Origin of the sequence: Nocardia sp. CA-120079, from assembly GCF_050955745.1 — a bacterium.
Taxonomy (GTDB): Bacteria; Actinomycetota; Actinomycetes; order Mycobacteriales; family Mycobacteriaceae; genus Nocardia.
In genome coordinates, this window is the sequence record NZ_CP192088.1 from 3,389,872 (window position 1) to 3,407,026 (window position 17,155).

Below are 17,155 nucleotides of genomic sequence, written 5' to 3' on the forward strand. Positions count from 1 at the left end.
GAGGCCGGCATCGCGTAGCGATTCGATGAGGGGTGAGCCAACCACCGTTGATCCCTGCCCGATCACCCCGGTGATCGACCTGGTTTTCGGCCGCTGGTCCACCCAGGTGCTCTGGGTGCTGACCCATGACGGCCGCCTGCGTTTCACCGAACTCGAGCAGCGCATTCCCGGCCTCACCCCCAAGGTGCTGACCCAGCGCCTGCGCCAGCTGGAACGCGACGGACTGGTCTCCCGCACCTACCATGCCGAGGTCCCACCCCGCGTCGAATACGAGGCGACCCCGCTCGCGGTCACCCTGACTCCGGTCTTCGCGAGTATCGTCGACTGGTCCAGCGCGCATCTGAGTGAGGTGCTCGCCGCCCGCGCCGCCTACGACGCCACCGAATCCTGACTCGATCCGGTTGGGCGGCCTCGAGCAAGACTCGTCCGCGGGGCCAATGCCAGGAGGTGCCCGGCCAATTCGCGCGGCATGGTGATCATGCAGTCGTGTCCGGTCGGCAGCACATGCAGGCGGCCGGGCGGTAGGTCGGCGGGTGGCAGGGTGCGCGGCATGGCGGCGCGCATGGCCTTGTAGTCTTCGCCGCCCTCGCTGCAATACACATGTGTCACCGGAATATCTGCCAGCGCAACGGGATTCGTGAGCAGCATGCGCTGCTGGAACGTCTCCAGCGACTGAGCGGTCATCATCGAGGCCGCCCAGCTCAGATCGGGCTCCTCGATAATGCCGTACAGACCGCCGTCGCCCATCGGCTCGGTCTGCGGTGGTACGCGCCAGCCGTCACCGTATTCGGCGGCCGCGGCGGCGAAGGCATCGACCATCCCGGGCATGATGTCGGCGACCGCCTCACCGTCGCGCGGAACGAAGGTGTCGATATAGACGAGTTCGGCGATACGGTCGGCGACCGCATCGGCGAGCGCGGTCACCACGATGCTCGCGTAGCTGTGCCCGACCAGGATGACGTCGGTGAGATCCGCGGAGGTGAGCAGGCTGACCAGGTCTTCGACGTGGCTGTCCAAGCCGACCTCGGGGGTCAGTAGCTCGGCGCGGTCGCCGAGGCCGACCAGCGACGGGGCCAGCACCCGGTGTCCGGCGTCTTCGAGCAGCGGCGCCACCCGCTGCCAGGCCCAGCCGCCGTGGAATGCGCCATGGACGAGCAGATATGTCGACACGATCAGTTCTCCCTGAATTTCGTTAGGGCAGTGACGGTTCCGGTGATTTCGGCGGCCGGCGGCACGTGTTCGGGCCGGATGCCGAGCCCGATCACCCGCGCCACCAAACGGGGTAGGCGGGGAAAGCGCCGCAGCAGACGCACCAGCAGTGGCTTATCGGTGCCGGGCCGCCCGGCATTCGGATAGAGATCCGACAGCAGGCGCAACTGCGCGAATTGGACTACACGCATGGGGAATTCACGTCGGCTCTGTACGGCGCGCAATTGCGTGACGCTCGGTCGAGCTCCCGTAGCGAGGATGGGTCCGAGCAGCCGGGCGGCCGCGATCGCGTCCTGTACCGCGAGATTGATGCCGACTCCGCCCGCGGGCGACATGGCATGGGCGGCATCGCCGATCGCGAGCAGACCGGGACGGTACCAGCGGCGCAGCCGATCCACCCGCACATCAAGGGGTTTCACGTCATCCCAGGCGCGGATCTCGGCCGCCAGATGCTCGGTGAGGCTGGGATAGATCGCGGCGAGGTCGGCGCGGAAATCGGCGAGTCCGGCGGCCTCGACGGCCGCGAATCCGCCCTTCGGGATCATGTAGGCCACCTGGAGGTAGTCGCCGCGGTCGATGCAGACGATGAAGAAACCATTGCCGCTGCGCACGGTAGGCAGCCGCTCGCCGTCGGGTTTGCCGACCCGGAACCACAGCACGTCCATCGGCGCCTCGCTGGCCGCGACCTCGAGCAGGCCAGCGCGCACAATCGAATTGCGTCCATCCGCTGCGATCACCAGCTGGGACCGGACCTCCAGCGGCCCCTCGGGTGTGCGTACCCGCGCACCGACCACGGTCTCCTGCTCTTGGATGAGTTCGGTGACCTCGGCCCGCTGGATCAGTCGGAAGCCCGGATATCGCCCACCCGCCTCGGCCAGGAAGTTCAGCACATCCCACTGCGGCATGAATGCCACGAACGGAAAACCGCCTGGGAGAGAACGGAAGTCGGCGAAGATCACCGGCCCGCTCGCGGTGGCCATCGGCAGCTGAGGCAGTTCGACGTGCGGCAGCGCGAGGAATTCGGTGGCGAGCCCGAGTTCGTCCATCGCGCGCAGAGTGGATGGGTGCACGGTGTCACCGCGGAAGTCCCGCAGGAAGTCCGGATGTTTCTCCAGCACAAGCACTTCCACACCGGATCTGGCCAGCAGGAGACCGGTCATCAGCCCTGCGGGACCGCCGCCGACCACGCAGACCTGCACCGATTCGATCGTCACGCCAGGCATGCCGGCACCTGCCCGTGGTTGTACACGATCATCTCGTCGAAAATCGACAGCACATCCAGCGGCTCGCCGATCGGGCCGCCCGCCATCTCCGCATCGGCGCGGTACAGATTCCCGACTATGCGCTCTTCGTCGACCAGATCGGCGAATTCGCCGTGTTCGGCCTCGAGCGCGATGGCCAGCGGGGTGAGTCCGAGGGAGCGGCCCTCGGCGGCCAGCTCCCGCACCCACCGCAGATATCGCAGTGTCTGATCGAAGATCTCGGGTCCGGTCACCGGACCGTGCCCGGACACCACGGTCTGCGCGCCCAGTTCGGCGAGCCTTGTGATCGCGCTTATCGACCCGCTCACCGATCCCATCAGGCAGAACGGCGCGGCCCCCGACATCACCAGATCTCCAGCGAAGAGCACCTTCTCCTCGGGCAGCCACGCCACCACATCATTGGTGGTGTGCGCGGCCGGTCCGAGGTGGATGAGCTCGACCCGCCGTTCGCCGATGTGCAGGGTCACGTGGCTGCTGAAGGTGATGCTGGGCAGGGTGACTCGAACATCACCCCACTGCACCTGCGGCCACAGTTTGGTCAGCGCGAGTCCGGTCTCGATCATCTCCGGCCGGATCCGATGGTGGCCGATGACGACCGCGGTGGGCCCGAAGAGGTGATTGCCGAAATTGTGGTCGCCGTGATGGTGGGTGTTGACAATCGTTCTGGCCGGACCGATATCGAGCCCGTCGACGAATTCGATCAATGCGCGGGTGCGTCCCTCGGTCGCCAGGGTGTCGATGACTACCGCGCCGTCCGGACCAGCCAGCACGCCCGCATTGCTGACACACCAGCCGCCACGACGGTGCGTGTACGCATAGACCCGGTCGGCGATTTCGCGCACGACCGGGCCCCCGGCCACCTGCCGGGGTTCGGTGGCGGTCATGTCGGTGACTTCACGGATTCGGCATACCGCACCGCGCAAAGCAGCGTATTGCGACTATTGGTCGACAGCGCCTCGGTGAGATATGCGCGCGCATCGGCGAGATCGGTATCGATCCCGAGGATTTCGCGCGCGGCGACCGGATTGATCGCGACGGTGTGCCGCGCCGTCACCACCGCGCCGTCCGGAGCGTCCGCGAATTCCCAAGCGCCGCTGTGCCCGAAGAGCATGGCAGGCGGCAGCAGCTGCTTGTAATCGATGCGCTCATCGGTGACACAGACACGCACGGATTTGGTGGTGTGCGGAATACCGCCCGCGGTAACGGTATCCATCTCCATCAGCTGTACGCCATCGGCATCCTCGTCGAGTTCGATCCGGCCGACGTGCGGGACGTGGTCGGGCCAGCGCTCACTGTGGTAGATGAAGTCGTACGCCTCCGCTGCCGAAATATCCAGCGATACCGCGTCTTCGAAAGTATGCACGACATCGTCTACCGGGTGGCCGAGCTCTGCGATTCGGGCCAACGCCGCCAGCTCGGTCTCGCTATTGCGATCCACCGCGCCCGCGAACAGATCCGGATCGGCGCCGTCGACCACGGTGAAGTGGTGATCGAGCGTGACCTTCGTGGTACCGGAATCCATTTCGCGGAACGACCAGGCACCACCCATCGAACCGATCGGCGGCTGACTGCGTTCCTGTTCGAAGACGATGCGCCGCTGTGCCGCATCGAGCACCCGCCGGGAGGTCCAGTTCTTCACCTCGCCATTGACGGTGGCCCACAACCGGAACCGCTCCTCATCGGGTCCGCGGTGCAGATGGCGCACCAGCACGCTCGGCGCGAAGATCACCGGCCATTTGGTGACATCGGCCACCAGGTCGTAGACGATCTCCGGCGGCGCCTGCACCACCTTGGTGTGGCTCATCACCTGGGTGTTCATGCCGCACCCCGCAATTGGCTATTGACGATATCGATCAGCTCCTGCGGCGTCTTGACATCGATGAGCTGTTCCTCCGGGATCAGCACGCCGAAATCGCGCTGGATCCGCGAGGCCGTCTCGATGAGCGCCAGGGAGTCGTAGCCGAGCTGTTCGAAGTCGTGGCCGGCGATATCCTCGGCGATATCGTCGCCGCCCGCGCATTCCACGAGGATCCGGCGTAATTCGGTGATGGTCATGGTCATGATCGGCTCCCTAGGTTTGGTCGACAGCGCGCACGACGACCGCGGAGTTGAAACCCCAACGGCCACGGGCCAGGATGAGGGCGCCGCCGACAGTGGCGGGCCGCGGTGCACCGAGAACCAGATCGATCCGGTAGTCCTCGGCGAGTGTTGTGGTGTAGGCGGTCGGCGGAATCACCGAATCGCGAATGGACAGCAGCGCGGTCACGATGTCGAGCGGGCCTGCACCCGAAAACAGCCGTCCGGTCAGCGGTTTCGTCGCCGTGACCGGGACGCCGTCGGGACCGAAGACGGCCTCGATGGCCGCCGCCTCGTCCCGATCGCGGTCGGGCACGCCCGCCGCGTCGGCGAAGACGATGTCGATATCGCCCGGCCCCATACCGGCGTCGGCGAGTGCGAGTTCCGCGGCGCGACGCAAACCCGAGGGCCTTCCCGAATCCGGTGCCGGATCGAATGTCGAGGCATATCCGGCGATTTCGCCGTGCACCTTCGGCACGCCGCGCGCGCGGGCCGCCGTGGCATCCTCGACCACCAGCATCGCACCGCCCTCGCCGGGCACATATCCGGCGGCCGCGGTATCGAACGGCAGATAGGCGAGCTCCGGCTCGTCCGACGTGCTGACCTCGCCGCTCGCCAGATGCGAGGCCCAGCCCCAGGGATCGAGTGCGGAATCCACGCCGCCGGTGACCACCAACGGGGTGCCGCGGTTGACCGTTCGCCGAGCGTGCCCGACCGCATCCACACCGCCCGCCTGCTCGGCGACCAGCGCACTGCTCGGTCCGCGCATACCGTGCCGGATCGAGATCTGCCCGGTGTTCACCGCGTAGAACCAGGCGAACGACTCGTAGACGCTCACATGTTCGGAACCGCGCGACCACAGCTTATTGAATTCGCGATGGGTGAATTCGAAACCGCCGGAGGCATTTCCGGTGACCACACCCATGTCGTAATCGGTCAGCGCCGCCGTATCGACCTTGGCGTCGTCCAGGGCCCACTGCGCGGCCACCAATGCCATCCGCGTCGAAATATCGGTCTGCGGCAGCAATCGGCTCGGCAGATGCTCGGTCGCGTCGAAATCGGCGACCTGTCCGGCCAATCGCGCGGTGCTGCGACTGGTGTCGAACCGGGTCAGCGGTGCGATGCCGCCCCGACTGTCCAGTACCGCATCCCAGAAGCGTTCGACGCCGAGGCCGTTCGGCGCGAGTACGCCCATACCGGTCACGAGGATCATGCCGCCACCGCCTCGGATTTACGCAGCACCATCGCGCTCTGGAAACCACCGAATCCGCTGCCGACGGTGAGCACGGTGTCCATTCGGTGCGCACGCGCGGTGAGCGGCACGTAGTCCAGATCGCATTCCGGATCGGCTTCGTGCAGATTCGCCGTCGGTGGCACCACCTGATATTCCAGCGCAAGCAGGGAGGCGGCGATCTCGACCGAACCGATGGCCCCCAGCGAGTGGCCGACCATAGACTTGATGGAGCTCATCGGTGTCGCGTAGGCGTGCCGGCCGAGACTGCGCTTCACGGCGGCGGTTTCGTGGCGGTCGTTCTGCCGGGTGCCCGAGCCGTGCGCATTGATGTAATCCACACCGGTGGGGTCGATGCGTGATTCGTCCAGTGCGACCCGGATCGCCTCGGCCATCTCCCGGCCGTCGGCCTTGAGCCCCGTCATGTGGTAGGCGTTGCAGCGCGTGGCGTAGCCTGTGATCTCGGCGTAGATATGCGCGCCGCGTTTGCGTGCACTCTCGTACTCTTCCAGTACGAACATCGCCGCTCCCTCAGCGAGCACGAAGCCGTTGCGCGAGTTGTCGAACGGCCGGGAGGCGTGTTCGGCATCGTCATTTCGGGAGGTGGTGGCCTTGATCGCATCGAAGCAGGCCACCACGATCGGGGTGATCGGGGTATCCGCGGCACCGGCCAGCATCACATCGGCCGAACCCTCGCGAATCAGCTGGACGGCGTGGCCGACCGAATCGAGGCCGGAGGTGCAGCCATTGGAGACCATGGCGACCGGCCCCTCGGCACCCACACTCCAGGCCACCTCGGCGGGCATCACGCTGGGCACCATGTAGTCGAACATGTGCGGGGACAGGTAGGTCTGGTCGACCAGCCAGTTCTTGCCGGAATCGGACAGCACCAGATATTCCTGCTCCAGGCTGGTAGCCGCGGCGACCGCGCTGCCGAGGCTGACGCCGAGCCGGTGCGGATCCAGTGCTCCGATATCGATGCCGCTGTCGGCCACCGCCTCCCGTCCGCAGACCACGGCGAACTGCACCGCCCGATCCATACGGCGAATTTCCCTGGGCGACAACCCTTCCTGAATCGGGTCGAAGTCGGCCTCACCTGCTACCTGGGATCGGTAGGGCGTGGGGTCGAAGAATGAAATCCGGCGCGTCGCGGTGCGGCCCTCGGACAGCAGTTTCCAGAACTCGTCCTTACCCGATCCGCCGGGCGCGCGGACACCGAGTCCGGTGACGACAACGCGGCGGCTCATACCGCACCACCGGATGCGTTGGGGTTCATGGCGTTATCTCCCTTCGGTCGTGTGCTCAAGGATCGAAGGCGGTCCTCGAACCTGACTCGAGCGTCGGAGTCGAGCTGTTCTCTAGCGGGTGCGCGCAGGCTGTGTGCAGCTATCCCCGAGCACAGGAGACACGCGTGATGAAGTCAGCACACGCCCTGGACGGCGGCGCGGACTGGGTGCTCTGCCCGGCCTGTCTGATTCCGCTGTACGGCAAGCGGTTCGCCCGCGACCTCGGTGTCTGCGGCGAATGCGGCAGACATACCCCGATCACCGCCGAGCAGCGCATCACCCAGCTCGCCGACGAGGGCCGGTACGAACAGCTCGCCGTCATCCCCACCGACGACGATCCGCTGACCTTCATCGACACCTTGCCCTATCCGGACCGGTTGGCCGCCGCGCGGGCACGCACCGGCATGCACGATGCCGTGTTGTGCGCGCTCGCGGCGATCGAGGGCAATCCGGTGATCATCGCGGCCATGGACTTCCGTTTCCTCGGTGGCAGTTTGGGCACCGCGGTCGGCGAAATGATCACCGCCGCCGCGGAAACCGCGCTCGCCGAACGGATTCCGCTGCTAATCGTCACCGCCTCGGGTGGTGCGCGGATGCAGGAGGGGCCGCTGTCGCTGATGCAGATGGCGAAAACCAGTGCGGTGCTGGAACAGCTGGACCGCGCGGGCATCCTTACCGTTACGCTGATCACCGATCCGACCTACGGTGGGGTGGCGGCGTCGTTCGCCACGTTGTCGGATGTGCTGATCGCCGAGCCGGGGGCGCGACTGGGCTTCGCGGGTCGCCGGGTGATCGAGCAGACGATCCGTCAGGAGCTGCCGCCGAGGTTCCAGACCGCCGAATTCCTCTTGGAGCGCGGGCTGATAGATATGATCGTGCCGCGCGCCGGTTTGCGGCAGGCACTCGGTTCCCTGCTGCGCGTGGCCGGCCCGGTCGTTCCTACCGGCGATGTGGTGACCGAACTGGACGCGGGAACCATCACCGACCCGGCTCGGGTTCCCGACCACGACCCGTGGGCGCAGGTTCGGCGGGCGCGCACGCCGAGCAGGCCCACCGCGCTCGATTACTTCGCCCTGGCCTTCGACGGCTTCCAGGAGTTGCGCGGGGACCGCGTCTCGGGGGACTGCCCGGCCATCGTCGGCGGCACCGCCTGGCTCGGTGACCAGCCGGTCGTGGTGATCGGACATCAGAAGGGACATGAGCCGAAGGAGCTGATGGCACGCAACTTCGGCATGCCGACGCCGGCGGGATACCGAAAGTCCGCACGACTCATGCGTTTCGCCGAAAAGCTCGGGCTGCCCGTGATCACGTTGATCGACACCCCCGGCGCTTATCCCGGCGCGACCGCCGAGGAGCAGGGCCAGGCGGTGGTGATCGCCGAGAATATCCGGCTGATGTCCGCGCTGCGGGTGCCGGTGGTCAGCGTGGTGATCGGGGAGGGCGGCAGCGGTGGCGCCTTGGCGCTCGGCGTCGCCAATCGGGTGCTGATGTTCGCCAACGGGACATACTCGGTGATCAGCCCGGAAGGGTGCGCGGCCATCGTATGGAACGATCCCGCTGCGGCACCGAAAGCCGCGGCCGCGCTGTCACTTACAGCCGGTCACCTGCTGCGGCTCGGTGTCGTCGATGCGGTGCTGCCCGAGCCCGGCGACGACGTCGGTACCGCACCGCTGGCGGCGGCGAATCAACTGCACCGTGCATTGGCGGCGAGCCTGCGCGAATTGACCGGGCTCAGCGGCGAAGACCTCGCCGCCGAGCGGCGCGCCCGATTCCGCCGGTTCGGTGCGCGGCAGCAGGTTCCGGTTCGGTCGGTGGCGTAAGAGAGTGCGGGACACCATGTTCGAGAAGATTCTTATTGCCAATCGCGGCGAGATCGCGCTGCGGGTCGCACGCACCTGCCGGGAACTCGGGGTGCGCACCGTCGCGGTGCATTCGGTCGCCGACGCCGAGTCGGCCGTCGTGCGGTTCGCCGACGAATCGGTGCAGATCGGGCCCGCTGCTGCCAAACGCAGCTATCTCAATGCGGCCGCCGTACTTGCCGCGGCCGAGACGACCGGCGCCGATGCAATCCATCCCGGGTACGGATTCCTTTCGGAGTCACCAGATTTCGCGGATGCTTGCCGTGCGGCGGGTGTCACGCTGATCGGGCCGCCCGCCGATGTGATGGCCCAACTCGGTGACAAGCAGTCGGCACGCACCCTGATGGCCAAGGCGGGGCTACCGCTGTTGCCGGGCAGTCTGGATCCGCTCGAACCCGAGGAGGCGCACACGCTCGCCGACTCGATCGGTTACCCGGTGATCATCAAGGCCGCCGCGGGTGGCGGCGGACGCGGCATGCAGGTGGTTCGTGACAGCGCGGCGTTCCCACGCGCGTATCAGGAGACTCGGGCGACCGCGCGAATGTTGTTCGGGGACAGCCGAGTCTATCTGGAGAAGTACCTCGAGGGTGCCCGGCATGTCGAAATACAGGTGCTGTGTGATGGCTACGGCAATGGCGTGCACCTCGGTGAGCGCGACTGCTCGGTGCAGCGCAGGCACCAGAAGCTCATCGAGGAGTCGCCCGCGCCACGGCTGCCGGAGGGGCTCGCGGCGCGGATGGGCAAATCCGCAGTGGAGGGGGTGCTGGAAGCCGGGTACGTCGGCGCCGGAACCGTGGAATTTCTGGTGGATCGGCAGGGGAATTACTATTTTATGGAGGTGAACTGCCGAATCCAAGTCGAACATCCGGTGACCGAAATGGTTACCGGTCTCGATTTGATCGCCGAGCAGATCCATATCGCGGCGGGGCAATCGCTCAGCATCGCACAGAGCGATATTTTCCTGCGCGGTGCGGCAATTGAATGCCGCATCAATGCCGAGGACCCGGCTGCCGAATTTGCACCGGCACCCGGAATTGTGTCCGAATTCACTCCTCCCGGCGGTCCGTTCGTGCGCGTCGATACCCATGTGCACGCCGGATATTCGATCCCACCCCACTACGATTCGCTACTTGCCAAACTGATCGTCTGGGCGCCGGACCGGGACCAGGCGCTCGCACGCATGCGGCGAGCCCTGGCCGAATTCCGGATATCGGGTGCGCGCGTGGCGACGACCCGGGATTTTCTGCGAGAGGTACTCGACCACCCGGCCATGCGGTCGGCGACGCATTCGACCGCACTGGTGGACGAGATATTGCCGTCGAATTAGGCCGGTTTTGCTCGAGCCGAGCGGAATTCGGGGGAGTACCAGCCGATGAGGTATCCCGCGTGCCGGCTGTTGAGCATGGCACTGACTGATACGTCGGAGGCGGCGAGGATATCCTGATGCAATTTCTGCAGCTTCTGGCAGGGATCGAGGCCGAGTTCGCGCTGCATCGACCTGCTGAATTGCTGATAGGACTCCAGTGCGCGGGCACGCTGGCCCGCACGACTCAATGCGAACATGTAGTACGCCTGCAGCCGCTCGTGCAGCGGGTGCTGCATGGTAAGTCGGGCCAGGTCAGGGCAGGCTTCGCGATATCTGCCGAGCCGCAGCTCGGCCTCGACGCGCAACTCGATATTGGTCAGCCGCAGGTGATCCAGATGCGAGATCTCCGCGGCGAGCGGGATACCGCCCTCCACATCGACCAGTGCCGGACCGCTCCACAGCGCCTCCGCGGCGGTGAACAGATCTACCGCGCGATAGTCGTCGCCAGCCTTGGCGGCGCAGCGCGCGGCCTCGGACATGCTCTGATAGTCGCGCAAATCGAAGACGCAATCCTTGACGTCGAACGAATACCCTTTACTGCGGGTCCGGAGAAAACGTTCGGCCACGTCGGTCTGTCCGATGCCGAGCTGTTCAGCCATCTTCTTTCTGATTCCCAGGACGTAGGTCTGCACGACGGTGACGGCGCTGCGCGGCGGATCGTCGTTCCATAACTCTTCGACGAGTGTGGTTACCGGAACGACGGTGTCATGCCGGACGAGTAGTAAGGCGAGCAGTTGGCGTTGTTTCTGCGCTGTCGGCGTTGCGTTGTGATTATTGAGAGCAAGTGTCAATGGACCTAACACGCGAGCGCACACTGGATACTTCACCTGGAGTTCTCCTACGGGCGTTATTCCCCCCGACCGACGTGAGTTCTCGAAATCCCACCTCGCTGTAGGCGATATCAACCCTATCTAAAATCGAGTATCAAGTCGATGAATCTTGAGTTATATCGGAGTTAACTAGACTCGGAGGGTGCGCTAATTCTCCTTCCTGCCAAGGAAATTCGCGCATCGGGACAATTCGCGTGGTGACGCGCGCTCGGATTGCGCGTAGCGGGCGATTTGCGGTGGATTCACGCTCGGAGCCCGTTCGGGCCGAGGCTGTCCCGGTTGCGAGGTGCCGCGGCGCACTCTGAACTTGCAGTTTCTGAAAAATTGCAGTTTGTGCTACTTTGGCGAACATGTCCAAGATCGAGCGCCCGATCGGATTGCGGGAGCAGAAGAAACGCCAGACCGAGCTCGATCTCTGTCTTGCCGCAAGACGGCTCGCGGTCGAGCGCGGGTTGGACGCGACGACCGTCGAGGACATCGCGAGAGCGGTCGGGGTCTCGCCCCGCACGTTCTTCAACTACTACGAGACGAAAATGGATGCGGTGGTAGGGCCGGTCGGCGAGATCGGCACACCGGAGTTGCGCGAGCAGTTCATCGCGGGCGGGCCGAGTGGCGTGCTGATGGACGATCTCACCTGGTTGTTCGTGCACGGCTTCGAATCCGAAACCGAGGTGCGCGAGGGCATCGCGCTGGTTACCGAGATCATCAAGACCGAGCCGCGGGTGCTCGCGGCCTTCGTCGCCTCGGGCGCCCGCTTGCAGAGCGTGATGACCGACCTGCTCTCGGCTCGCCTCGGCAGTGTCGTATCGCCCGAATTCGCCGGCCTGGCAGCGGGATTCGTGACGAACATCACCACGCGGGCAGCGATGACCACGGTCGGGGACCCGACCGTATCGCTGGCGGCGGCAGTACGCGAACACTGCGCAATGGCCGCGCGGCTGTTCGAACAGCATGACGGGAAGAAGGAGAGACGCAAGAGATGACCATCACGGCTGAATCGCCGCCCGAGCCGATTGTCCTGACCCAGAAGCGGATCTGGCTCATCTTCGGCGCACTGATCGCGGGGATGTTCCTGGCCAGCCTGGACCAGACCATCGTCGGCACCGCGATGCCGACCATCGTCGGCGATCTGGGCGGCATCTCCCATATGGCTTGGACCGCCACGTCATATCTGCTCGCGACCACCATCATGATGCCGATCTACGGCAAATTCGGCGATCTGTTCGGGCGGCGCTGGCCGTTCCTGTTCGCCATCACGATTTTCACCGTTGCCTCCGTCGGCGCCGCCGCGTCGACGAGCTTCTGGGAGTTCATCACCTTCCGCGGCCTGCAGGGCGTCGGCGGTGGTGGTCTGATGATTCTGGCGCAGGCCATCATCGCCGATGTGGTGCCCGCCAAGGATCGCGGCAAATATATGGCCCCGATGGGCGCGGTCTTCGGCATCACCTCGGTCGCGGGTCCGCTGCTCGGCGGCTTCTTCGCAGACCATCTCGGCTGGCGCTGGTGCTTCTGGATCAATGTGCCGATCGGGATTGCCGCACTGTTCATCGCCTTCCGCTACCTGAGCATCCCCAGCCATCGGCCCAAGACCCGGCCCGATTATCTCGGTGTGGTATTGATGTCGGCCGCGACCACGTTGCTGATCCTGATCACCGACTGGGGCGGCAAGCAATACGCTTGGGGCTCAACGGTTATGGTCACCATGATCGCGGCGTTCGTCGTGGTGGTCGCTGCCTTCGTGCTCGCGGAGGCGCGCGCGGAGGAGCCGATGCTGCCGCTGTGGTTGTTCCGCAATCGCACCTTCGTGCTGACCTCCGCGATCGGCTTCGTGGTCGGCCTGGTGATGTTCGCCGCCCTCGCCTTCATCCCGACCTATCTCCAAATGGCAACGGGCGCTTCGGCTTCGGTATCCGGTCTGCTGCTGATTCCGATGATGGTCGGTCTGATGATCGCATTGATCGCCTCGATGACGATGATCACCAAAACCGGCCGCTACAAGGTCTATCCGCCCCTCGGCGCGGTTTTGATGTTCGCGGACATGCTCTGGTTGACCCGCCTGGACGCGGACACCGCGATGTGGGTCGTCTCCGCCATGCTGTTCGTCATGGGTGCGGGCCTCGGCCTGATCATGCAGATCATCGTTCTGGTCGTGCAGAACGCCGTGGCCCCAGACCAAATCGGTACCGCCACCAGCGCCAACAACTATTTCCGCGAAATGGGCGGCGCACTGGGCGTGGCGATTTTCGGTTCCATCTTCACCAACCGTTTGACCGAGGGCCTCACCGATGTATTCGTCTCCCACGGGCCCGAAGCCACAGCGGCGAAGCTGGATCCGAGCGCGCTGGTGCCCTCGGTGGTCAAGCATCTACCCGACGGCCTACACGACGCTATCGTCGGCGCCTACGTGGACGCCTTGGTCCCCGGCTTCTGGTACCTGATCCCGGGCGCGGTAATCGCCTTCGTGCTCGCGCTGTTCATTCCCCATATGAAGCTATCCGATGAAGCGGGCATGGTCGCCCGCGGCGAGGCGGTCATGGAAGAAGACGCGGATCCGCAGCTCGTCGGCGAACACTGAGGCAGGCGAGCAGGACATGAGAAAGGCCCGGGCGGAATCCGCCCGGGCCTTCCATGCGCAAATCCGTTGTCACGGTACGACTTCGACCACGTCGCCGGGGTTGAGATAGCGGTATGTCGCTTCGGCGCCCTCGGGAGTCATCCGGATGCAGCCGTGCGACTGCTCCTCGATGGGTCCGATATGGGTGGCGATATCGCCGTTGAAGAAGACCGCCCACTTCATCGGAGCATTGTGCATGGTGCTCCAGAAGTCTTCCCGCTTGAACGCGACCTTGAAGACGCCGGGCGGCGTCTCATATCCGGGCCGACCGTGCGAGATCGGGGTCGGACCGTAGGTGACCTTGCCATTGTCCATCAGCCAGGCCTCGTTCGTCGACAGCCGCATGCACATGCGTGCGGTGGTGCCACATGGTGCGACGATCGGAACCGGCGGGATGATCGCCGGTGAGCCGATATCCGGTCCACCGGGCCACAACGGTTCGGCCTGTGCCGTCCCCGCCATCAGGAGACCTGCGGAAACGGCACCGACGAGTAAAGCGGATCTGACCGACCAGTTTCGAAAACGTTTGCTGTTCTTCACGCTTCTGACCCCTCTAACCCTTGCCGGCACCCTGCGCGGGGATCGCCAGGGTGATGATGGGACCAACTCCGTCGCGACAAGCATAGAACCGGCGCGAGGTGAAAGTGATCATTTCCGCATTCGACCTCGGTATCTGTGGAACCGGACCGGTGTGGGAATAAGGGACGGATCCGGCGGCATAGACTCCAGCGGAACGAAAGGATCCGCGCGCGCATTGCCCGGGTCCCAAGTACGCTCGGAGTGTCGAAATGTGACGCGACAGATTGGTTTCCGTACTAAGGGGGAACAGTGGACGCGCTGAAGCTCGACCCGGCGGCGATGGCCGCCTACACCACGATCGCGAATACGGTGTCGCAACAGCTGGCCTCCGCGTCGGCGGTCGCGGGTGGCGCGGTGAATCCCGAGCGGCTGGTGGCCGACCTAGGTCAGGTCGGTGTCGAATTCGTGGCCCGGTTCACCGAGAAGGTGAACGAACACGTGCAGGCGCTCTCGACCGCGGGGCAACTGGTCGCCGCCTACGGGCAGGTACTGCGCGACTACAGCGCGGACATGCAGGGTATCGATGTCGATTCCGCGGGCGCCCTTGCCCGGCAAGGAGAGGCGCTGGCATGAGACGACTGCTTCGACGGCGGCCCACGAACAATGCTTCCGATACTCTCGCCAGCACGCCCGTTGATCCGAATGCGGACCCGCCGATCGTAGCGGCGCTGGTCGAGCCGCTGCTGCAATTGCGCGCTTCGCTCGGCAGCGGCGTCGCGACTCCGGACCAGTCCGTCGTCAACGCGCTGTCCACCGCGTCCACCCAGGCCGCCGATGCCGAGGGCCCGCACCGCGAGGGCCTGCACGCCCTCGAATCGACATGGACTTCCCGCGCCGCCGACGATGCCGTTCCGGCATTGCGCACCACGCAAACTCAGATCGGTGATATCACCGATCGCGGACCCGAGTACCTGTCGGTGCTCGGCGACGCCCATGCCACCAGCGCCCGTGCCGCGCAGAAGGTGGATCAGATCATCGCGGACTTCCGTCGCGACGCCAAACAGATCATGAGCACCGCGAGCGCGTCCTCGGATTCCGACGCGGTGATCGCGCGAGCGACCCAGGCGCTGCGCGACGCGGTCACCGCGGTCAGCACGGCGCAGTCGGAAATGGATGACCACACCGCGCGGTTGGACGCGATGGGACCGCTCACGGTGACCACACCGCAGGGTGTCGGCACCACCCAGCAGACGGTCGTGCCGGGTACGACGAACGGCGTGAGCACCGCGGGCGTGACCACGACGACGCCACTGGATCCGGTGCAGGCGGCCCAACTGCAGTTGCAGCAGTACCTGATCAACGCCGGCGTTTCGGTCGGCACCGCGGCCATCGATGCCGGGGTCAATATCGGCACCCACCTGATCGACAAGATCGCCGAGGTCGGCACGCACGCCATGGATACCGTGGCCGCGTCCGCGGACAAGGTCATCGATAAGGCGATTCCCGAACTCATCCATCCGGGTAGCACCACGAATTCGCCCACGGGCGGTGACAGCGCGAGCAAGCCAACGAATGTCATCGACTTCGGTGGTGGATCGGGGCAGTCGTCCAAGCCCGCGCCGAATATTGGAACCAACTCGGTGATCCCGCCGAGCATGGACGGCCCGACCGCCACGAAACCCGCGCCCGCACCCCCGCCGCAGGCACCGGCCGCGAGCGCGGATGCGCCGCCGTCGCGCCCTTCCGGGCCGGAACCGACGAATCAACCCGGCACCACCGGCGGTCTGGCGATGCCGCCGTCGTCGCAGTCGGATGAGGACCGCCGACCGCGCGACGGTCAACTCGGTGTCACCGTGCCGACCGTGTTGGCGACCGTCCCGCCTGCGGTGATCGGCGAATTCGACGATGACGAGCTCTGATTCCGGCTCCTCGAGCCAGTACCAGGGCAATCCGTTCGACACCGGGCTGCCCATGGTCCGGCCCGCCGCTGCGGCCCCGAAGCGGCGCCGCCGTCCGAACGCACGTCGCGGTTCGGGCCGGCCCCGGACACCGCTGGCCGATGCGCTCGATCCACCCGAGCGGCCGCGCCGTCCTCGGCCGGCCGGGGATTGGCAGGAGTGGCTCGAACCGCAGCGCCCCGCGGCGGCGCCACCGGAGGAGAATCGCAGTCGGCCTCCGACGCGCGCGGTCGAAGCCGAGTCCGAGCTACCGGCGGAGACGAGTTCCGTCGTACCGACGATCATCGATCGGTCCGGTGGCAATCCCGGTCCGGCACTTCGGCATCCGCCGCGCCGTCGCGATCCGCAACCGAACGGTGGCGGCAACCGAGTCGTCGCGGTGCTGATCGTGCTCGGCGTGGTGTTGGCGGTGGTCTCGGTGCTGATGTTCGTCTTCGGCGGCTCGGGCGATCACAAGCGACCGGCCGCGGCGACAACACGGGCGGCCGCCCAGGGAACAGGTGGGCGCGCCCCAGCGACCACGGCACCCGGTGACCAACCGTCCGTGGTCGCCACCCCGGGCTGCGAACAGCGGCGCACCGGCGATGTCATCTCCGGCACCGATCCCGGCGGCACCAGCGATGGGCCGTCGGCGATCCTCGCATTCGAACGTGCCTACTATGTGCAGCGCTCCGGATTCGCCGCGCGCGGCGTCGTCGCCAATGATGCGAATGTGCCCGCCGCCGACCAGATTCAGCGCGGAATCAACCAGGTGCCGATCGGCACCCTCTACTGCGTGCAGATCACCCGCGCGGGCAGCGATGCGGGGGAGGCGCACTGGGAGGTCCGGCTGACCCAGCAGCGTCCGGGCGAGCAGCCGCAGACCTTCACGCAGATCATCACGACGCGAACGGCGGGCAATCGCACGCTGATCACCGCGATCAACGCGGGCTGACGGTCCGATCC

Annotated in this window: 17 protein-coding genes; 8 read left to right on the plus strand and 9 right to left on the minus strand. The window is 65.9% G+C overall.

The window, feature by feature from the left end; translation table 11 throughout:
* Positions 1 to 25: 25 nt before the first annotated feature.
* Entirely contained in the window at positions 26 to 391 is a 366-nt protein-coding gene (locus tag ACQPYR_RS15485) for a winged helix-turn-helix transcriptional regulator (RefSeq protein WP_433632810.1), read from the plus strand.
* Here ACQPYR_RS15485 and ACQPYR_RS15490 read toward each other — a convergent pair.
* From ACQPYR_RS15490 to ACQPYR_RS15520, 7 genes are read right to left on the minus strand one after another with little or no spacing between them, the layout of a single operon-like run.
* A complete protein-coding gene (locus ACQPYR_RS15490; RefSeq protein WP_433632812.1) occupies positions 370 to 1,170 on the minus strand; it encodes an alpha/beta fold hydrolase in 801 nt (266 codons plus the stop codon). The genes ACQPYR_RS15485 and ACQPYR_RS15490 overlap by 22 nt on opposite strands.
* Before the next feature lie 2 nt (positions 1,171 to 1,172).
* Positions 1,173 to 2,432: an FAD-dependent oxidoreductase gene (locus tag ACQPYR_RS15495; RefSeq protein WP_433632814.1), complete on the minus strand. Its 1,260-nt coding sequence runs from the start codon at positions 2,430 to 2,432 to the stop codon at positions 1,173 to 1,175.
* Positions 2,420 to 3,355, minus strand: coding sequence for an MBL fold metallo-hydrolase (locus ACQPYR_RS15500; RefSeq protein WP_433632816.1), 936 nt, complete (start codon positions 3,353 to 3,355; stop codon positions 2,420 to 2,422). The genes ACQPYR_RS15495 and ACQPYR_RS15500 overlap by 13 nt, the downstream gene beginning before the upstream one ends.
* Positions 3,352 to 4,290, minus strand: a complete 939-nt coding sequence (locus tag ACQPYR_RS15505) for an aromatase/cyclase (protein WP_433632818.1) — start codon at positions 4,288 to 4,290, stop codon at positions 3,352 to 3,354. The genes ACQPYR_RS15500 and ACQPYR_RS15505 overlap by 4 nt, the downstream gene beginning before the upstream one ends.
* Positions 4,287 to 4,532, minus strand: coding sequence for an acyl carrier protein (locus ACQPYR_RS15510; RefSeq protein ID WP_433632820.1), 246 nt, complete (start codon positions 4,530 to 4,532; stop codon positions 4,287 to 4,289). Before ACQPYR_RS15510 ends, ACQPYR_RS15505 begins: the two co-directional genes overlap by 4 nt.
* Before the next feature lie 10 nt (positions 4,533 to 4,542).
* The gene (locus ACQPYR_RS15515) at positions 4,543 to 5,760 is read right to left on the minus strand and encodes a ketosynthase chain-length factor (protein ID WP_433632822.1); all 1,218 of its coding nucleotides are present in this window, start codon (positions 5,758 to 5,760) and stop codon (positions 4,543 to 4,545) included.
* The gene (locus ACQPYR_RS15520; protein ID WP_433632824.1) at positions 5,757 to 7,025 is read right to left on the minus strand and encodes a beta-ketoacyl-[acyl-carrier-protein] synthase family protein; all 1,269 of its coding nucleotides are present in this window, start codon (positions 7,023 to 7,025) and stop codon (positions 5,757 to 5,759) included. The genes ACQPYR_RS15515 and ACQPYR_RS15520 overlap by 4 nt, the downstream gene beginning before the upstream one ends.
* 167 nt (positions 7,026 to 7,192) lie before the next feature.
* Between ACQPYR_RS15520 and accA the strand changes: the two genes are divergently transcribed.
* A complete protein-coding gene (gene accA, locus ACQPYR_RS15525) occupies positions 7,193 to 8,884 on the plus strand; it encodes an acetyl-CoA carboxylase carboxyl transferase subunit alpha (protein WP_433635138.1) in 1,692 nt (563 codons plus the stop codon).
* 4 nt (positions 8,885 to 8,888) lie between these two features.
* On the plus strand, positions 8,889 to 10,250 hold the full coding sequence (gene accC, locus ACQPYR_RS15530) for an acetyl-CoA carboxylase biotin carboxylase subunit (protein ID WP_433632826.1): 1,362 nt from the start codon (positions 8,889 to 8,891) through the stop codon (positions 10,248 to 10,250).
* Here accC and ACQPYR_RS15535 read toward each other — a convergent pair.
* Entirely contained in the window at positions 10,247 to 11,092 is an 846-nt protein-coding gene (locus ACQPYR_RS15535; protein WP_433632828.1) for an AfsR/SARP family transcriptional regulator, read from the minus strand. The genes accC and ACQPYR_RS15535 overlap by 4 nt on opposite strands.
* 377 nt (positions 11,093 to 11,469) lie before the next feature.
* Between ACQPYR_RS15535 and ACQPYR_RS15540 the strand changes: the two genes are divergently transcribed.
* Positions 11,470 to 12,102: a TetR/AcrR family transcriptional regulator gene (locus ACQPYR_RS15540; RefSeq protein WP_433632830.1), complete on the plus strand. Its 633-nt coding sequence runs from the start codon at positions 11,470 to 11,472 to the stop codon at positions 12,100 to 12,102.
* Positions 12,099 to 13,694, plus strand: coding sequence for an MDR family MFS transporter (locus tag ACQPYR_RS15545; RefSeq protein WP_433632832.1), 1,596 nt, complete (start codon positions 12,099 to 12,101; stop codon positions 13,692 to 13,694). The genes ACQPYR_RS15540 and ACQPYR_RS15545 overlap by 4 nt, the downstream gene beginning before the upstream one ends.
* Positions 13,695 to 13,763: 69 nt before the next feature.
* On the opposite strand, the gene ACQPYR_RS15550 is transcribed toward ACQPYR_RS15545, so the two are convergent.
* A complete protein-coding gene (locus ACQPYR_RS15550; RefSeq protein ID WP_387284936.1) occupies positions 13,764 to 14,195 on the minus strand; it encodes a L,D-transpeptidase in 432 nt (143 codons plus the stop codon).
* Between the two features lie 366 nt (positions 14,196 to 14,561).
* On the opposite strand from ACQPYR_RS15550, the gene ACQPYR_RS15555 reads away from it, so the two are divergent.
* Genes ACQPYR_RS15555 through ACQPYR_RS15565 form a run of 3 tightly spaced genes read left to right on the plus strand, consistent with a single transcriptional unit; the run spans position 14,562 to position 17,144 of the window.
* Positions 14,562 to 14,885: a hypothetical protein gene (locus tag ACQPYR_RS15555; RefSeq protein WP_433632834.1), complete on the plus strand. Its 324-nt coding sequence runs from the start codon at positions 14,562 to 14,564 to the stop codon at positions 14,883 to 14,885.
* Complete coding sequence (locus ACQPYR_RS15560; RefSeq protein WP_433632836.1) at positions 14,882 to 16,171, plus strand: hypothetical protein; 1,290 nt, start codon at positions 14,882 to 14,884, stop codon at positions 16,169 to 16,171. Before ACQPYR_RS15555 ends, ACQPYR_RS15560 begins: the two co-directional genes overlap by 4 nt.
* Positions 16,158 to 17,144 (plus strand): hypothetical protein, encoded by a 987-nt coding sequence (locus ACQPYR_RS15565; RefSeq protein ID WP_433632838.1) that lies wholly within the window; start codon positions 16,158 to 16,160, stop codon positions 17,142 to 17,144. Before ACQPYR_RS15560 ends, ACQPYR_RS15565 begins: the two co-directional genes overlap by 14 nt.
* The last annotated feature ends 11 nt before the right edge of the window (positions 17,145 to 17,155 follow it).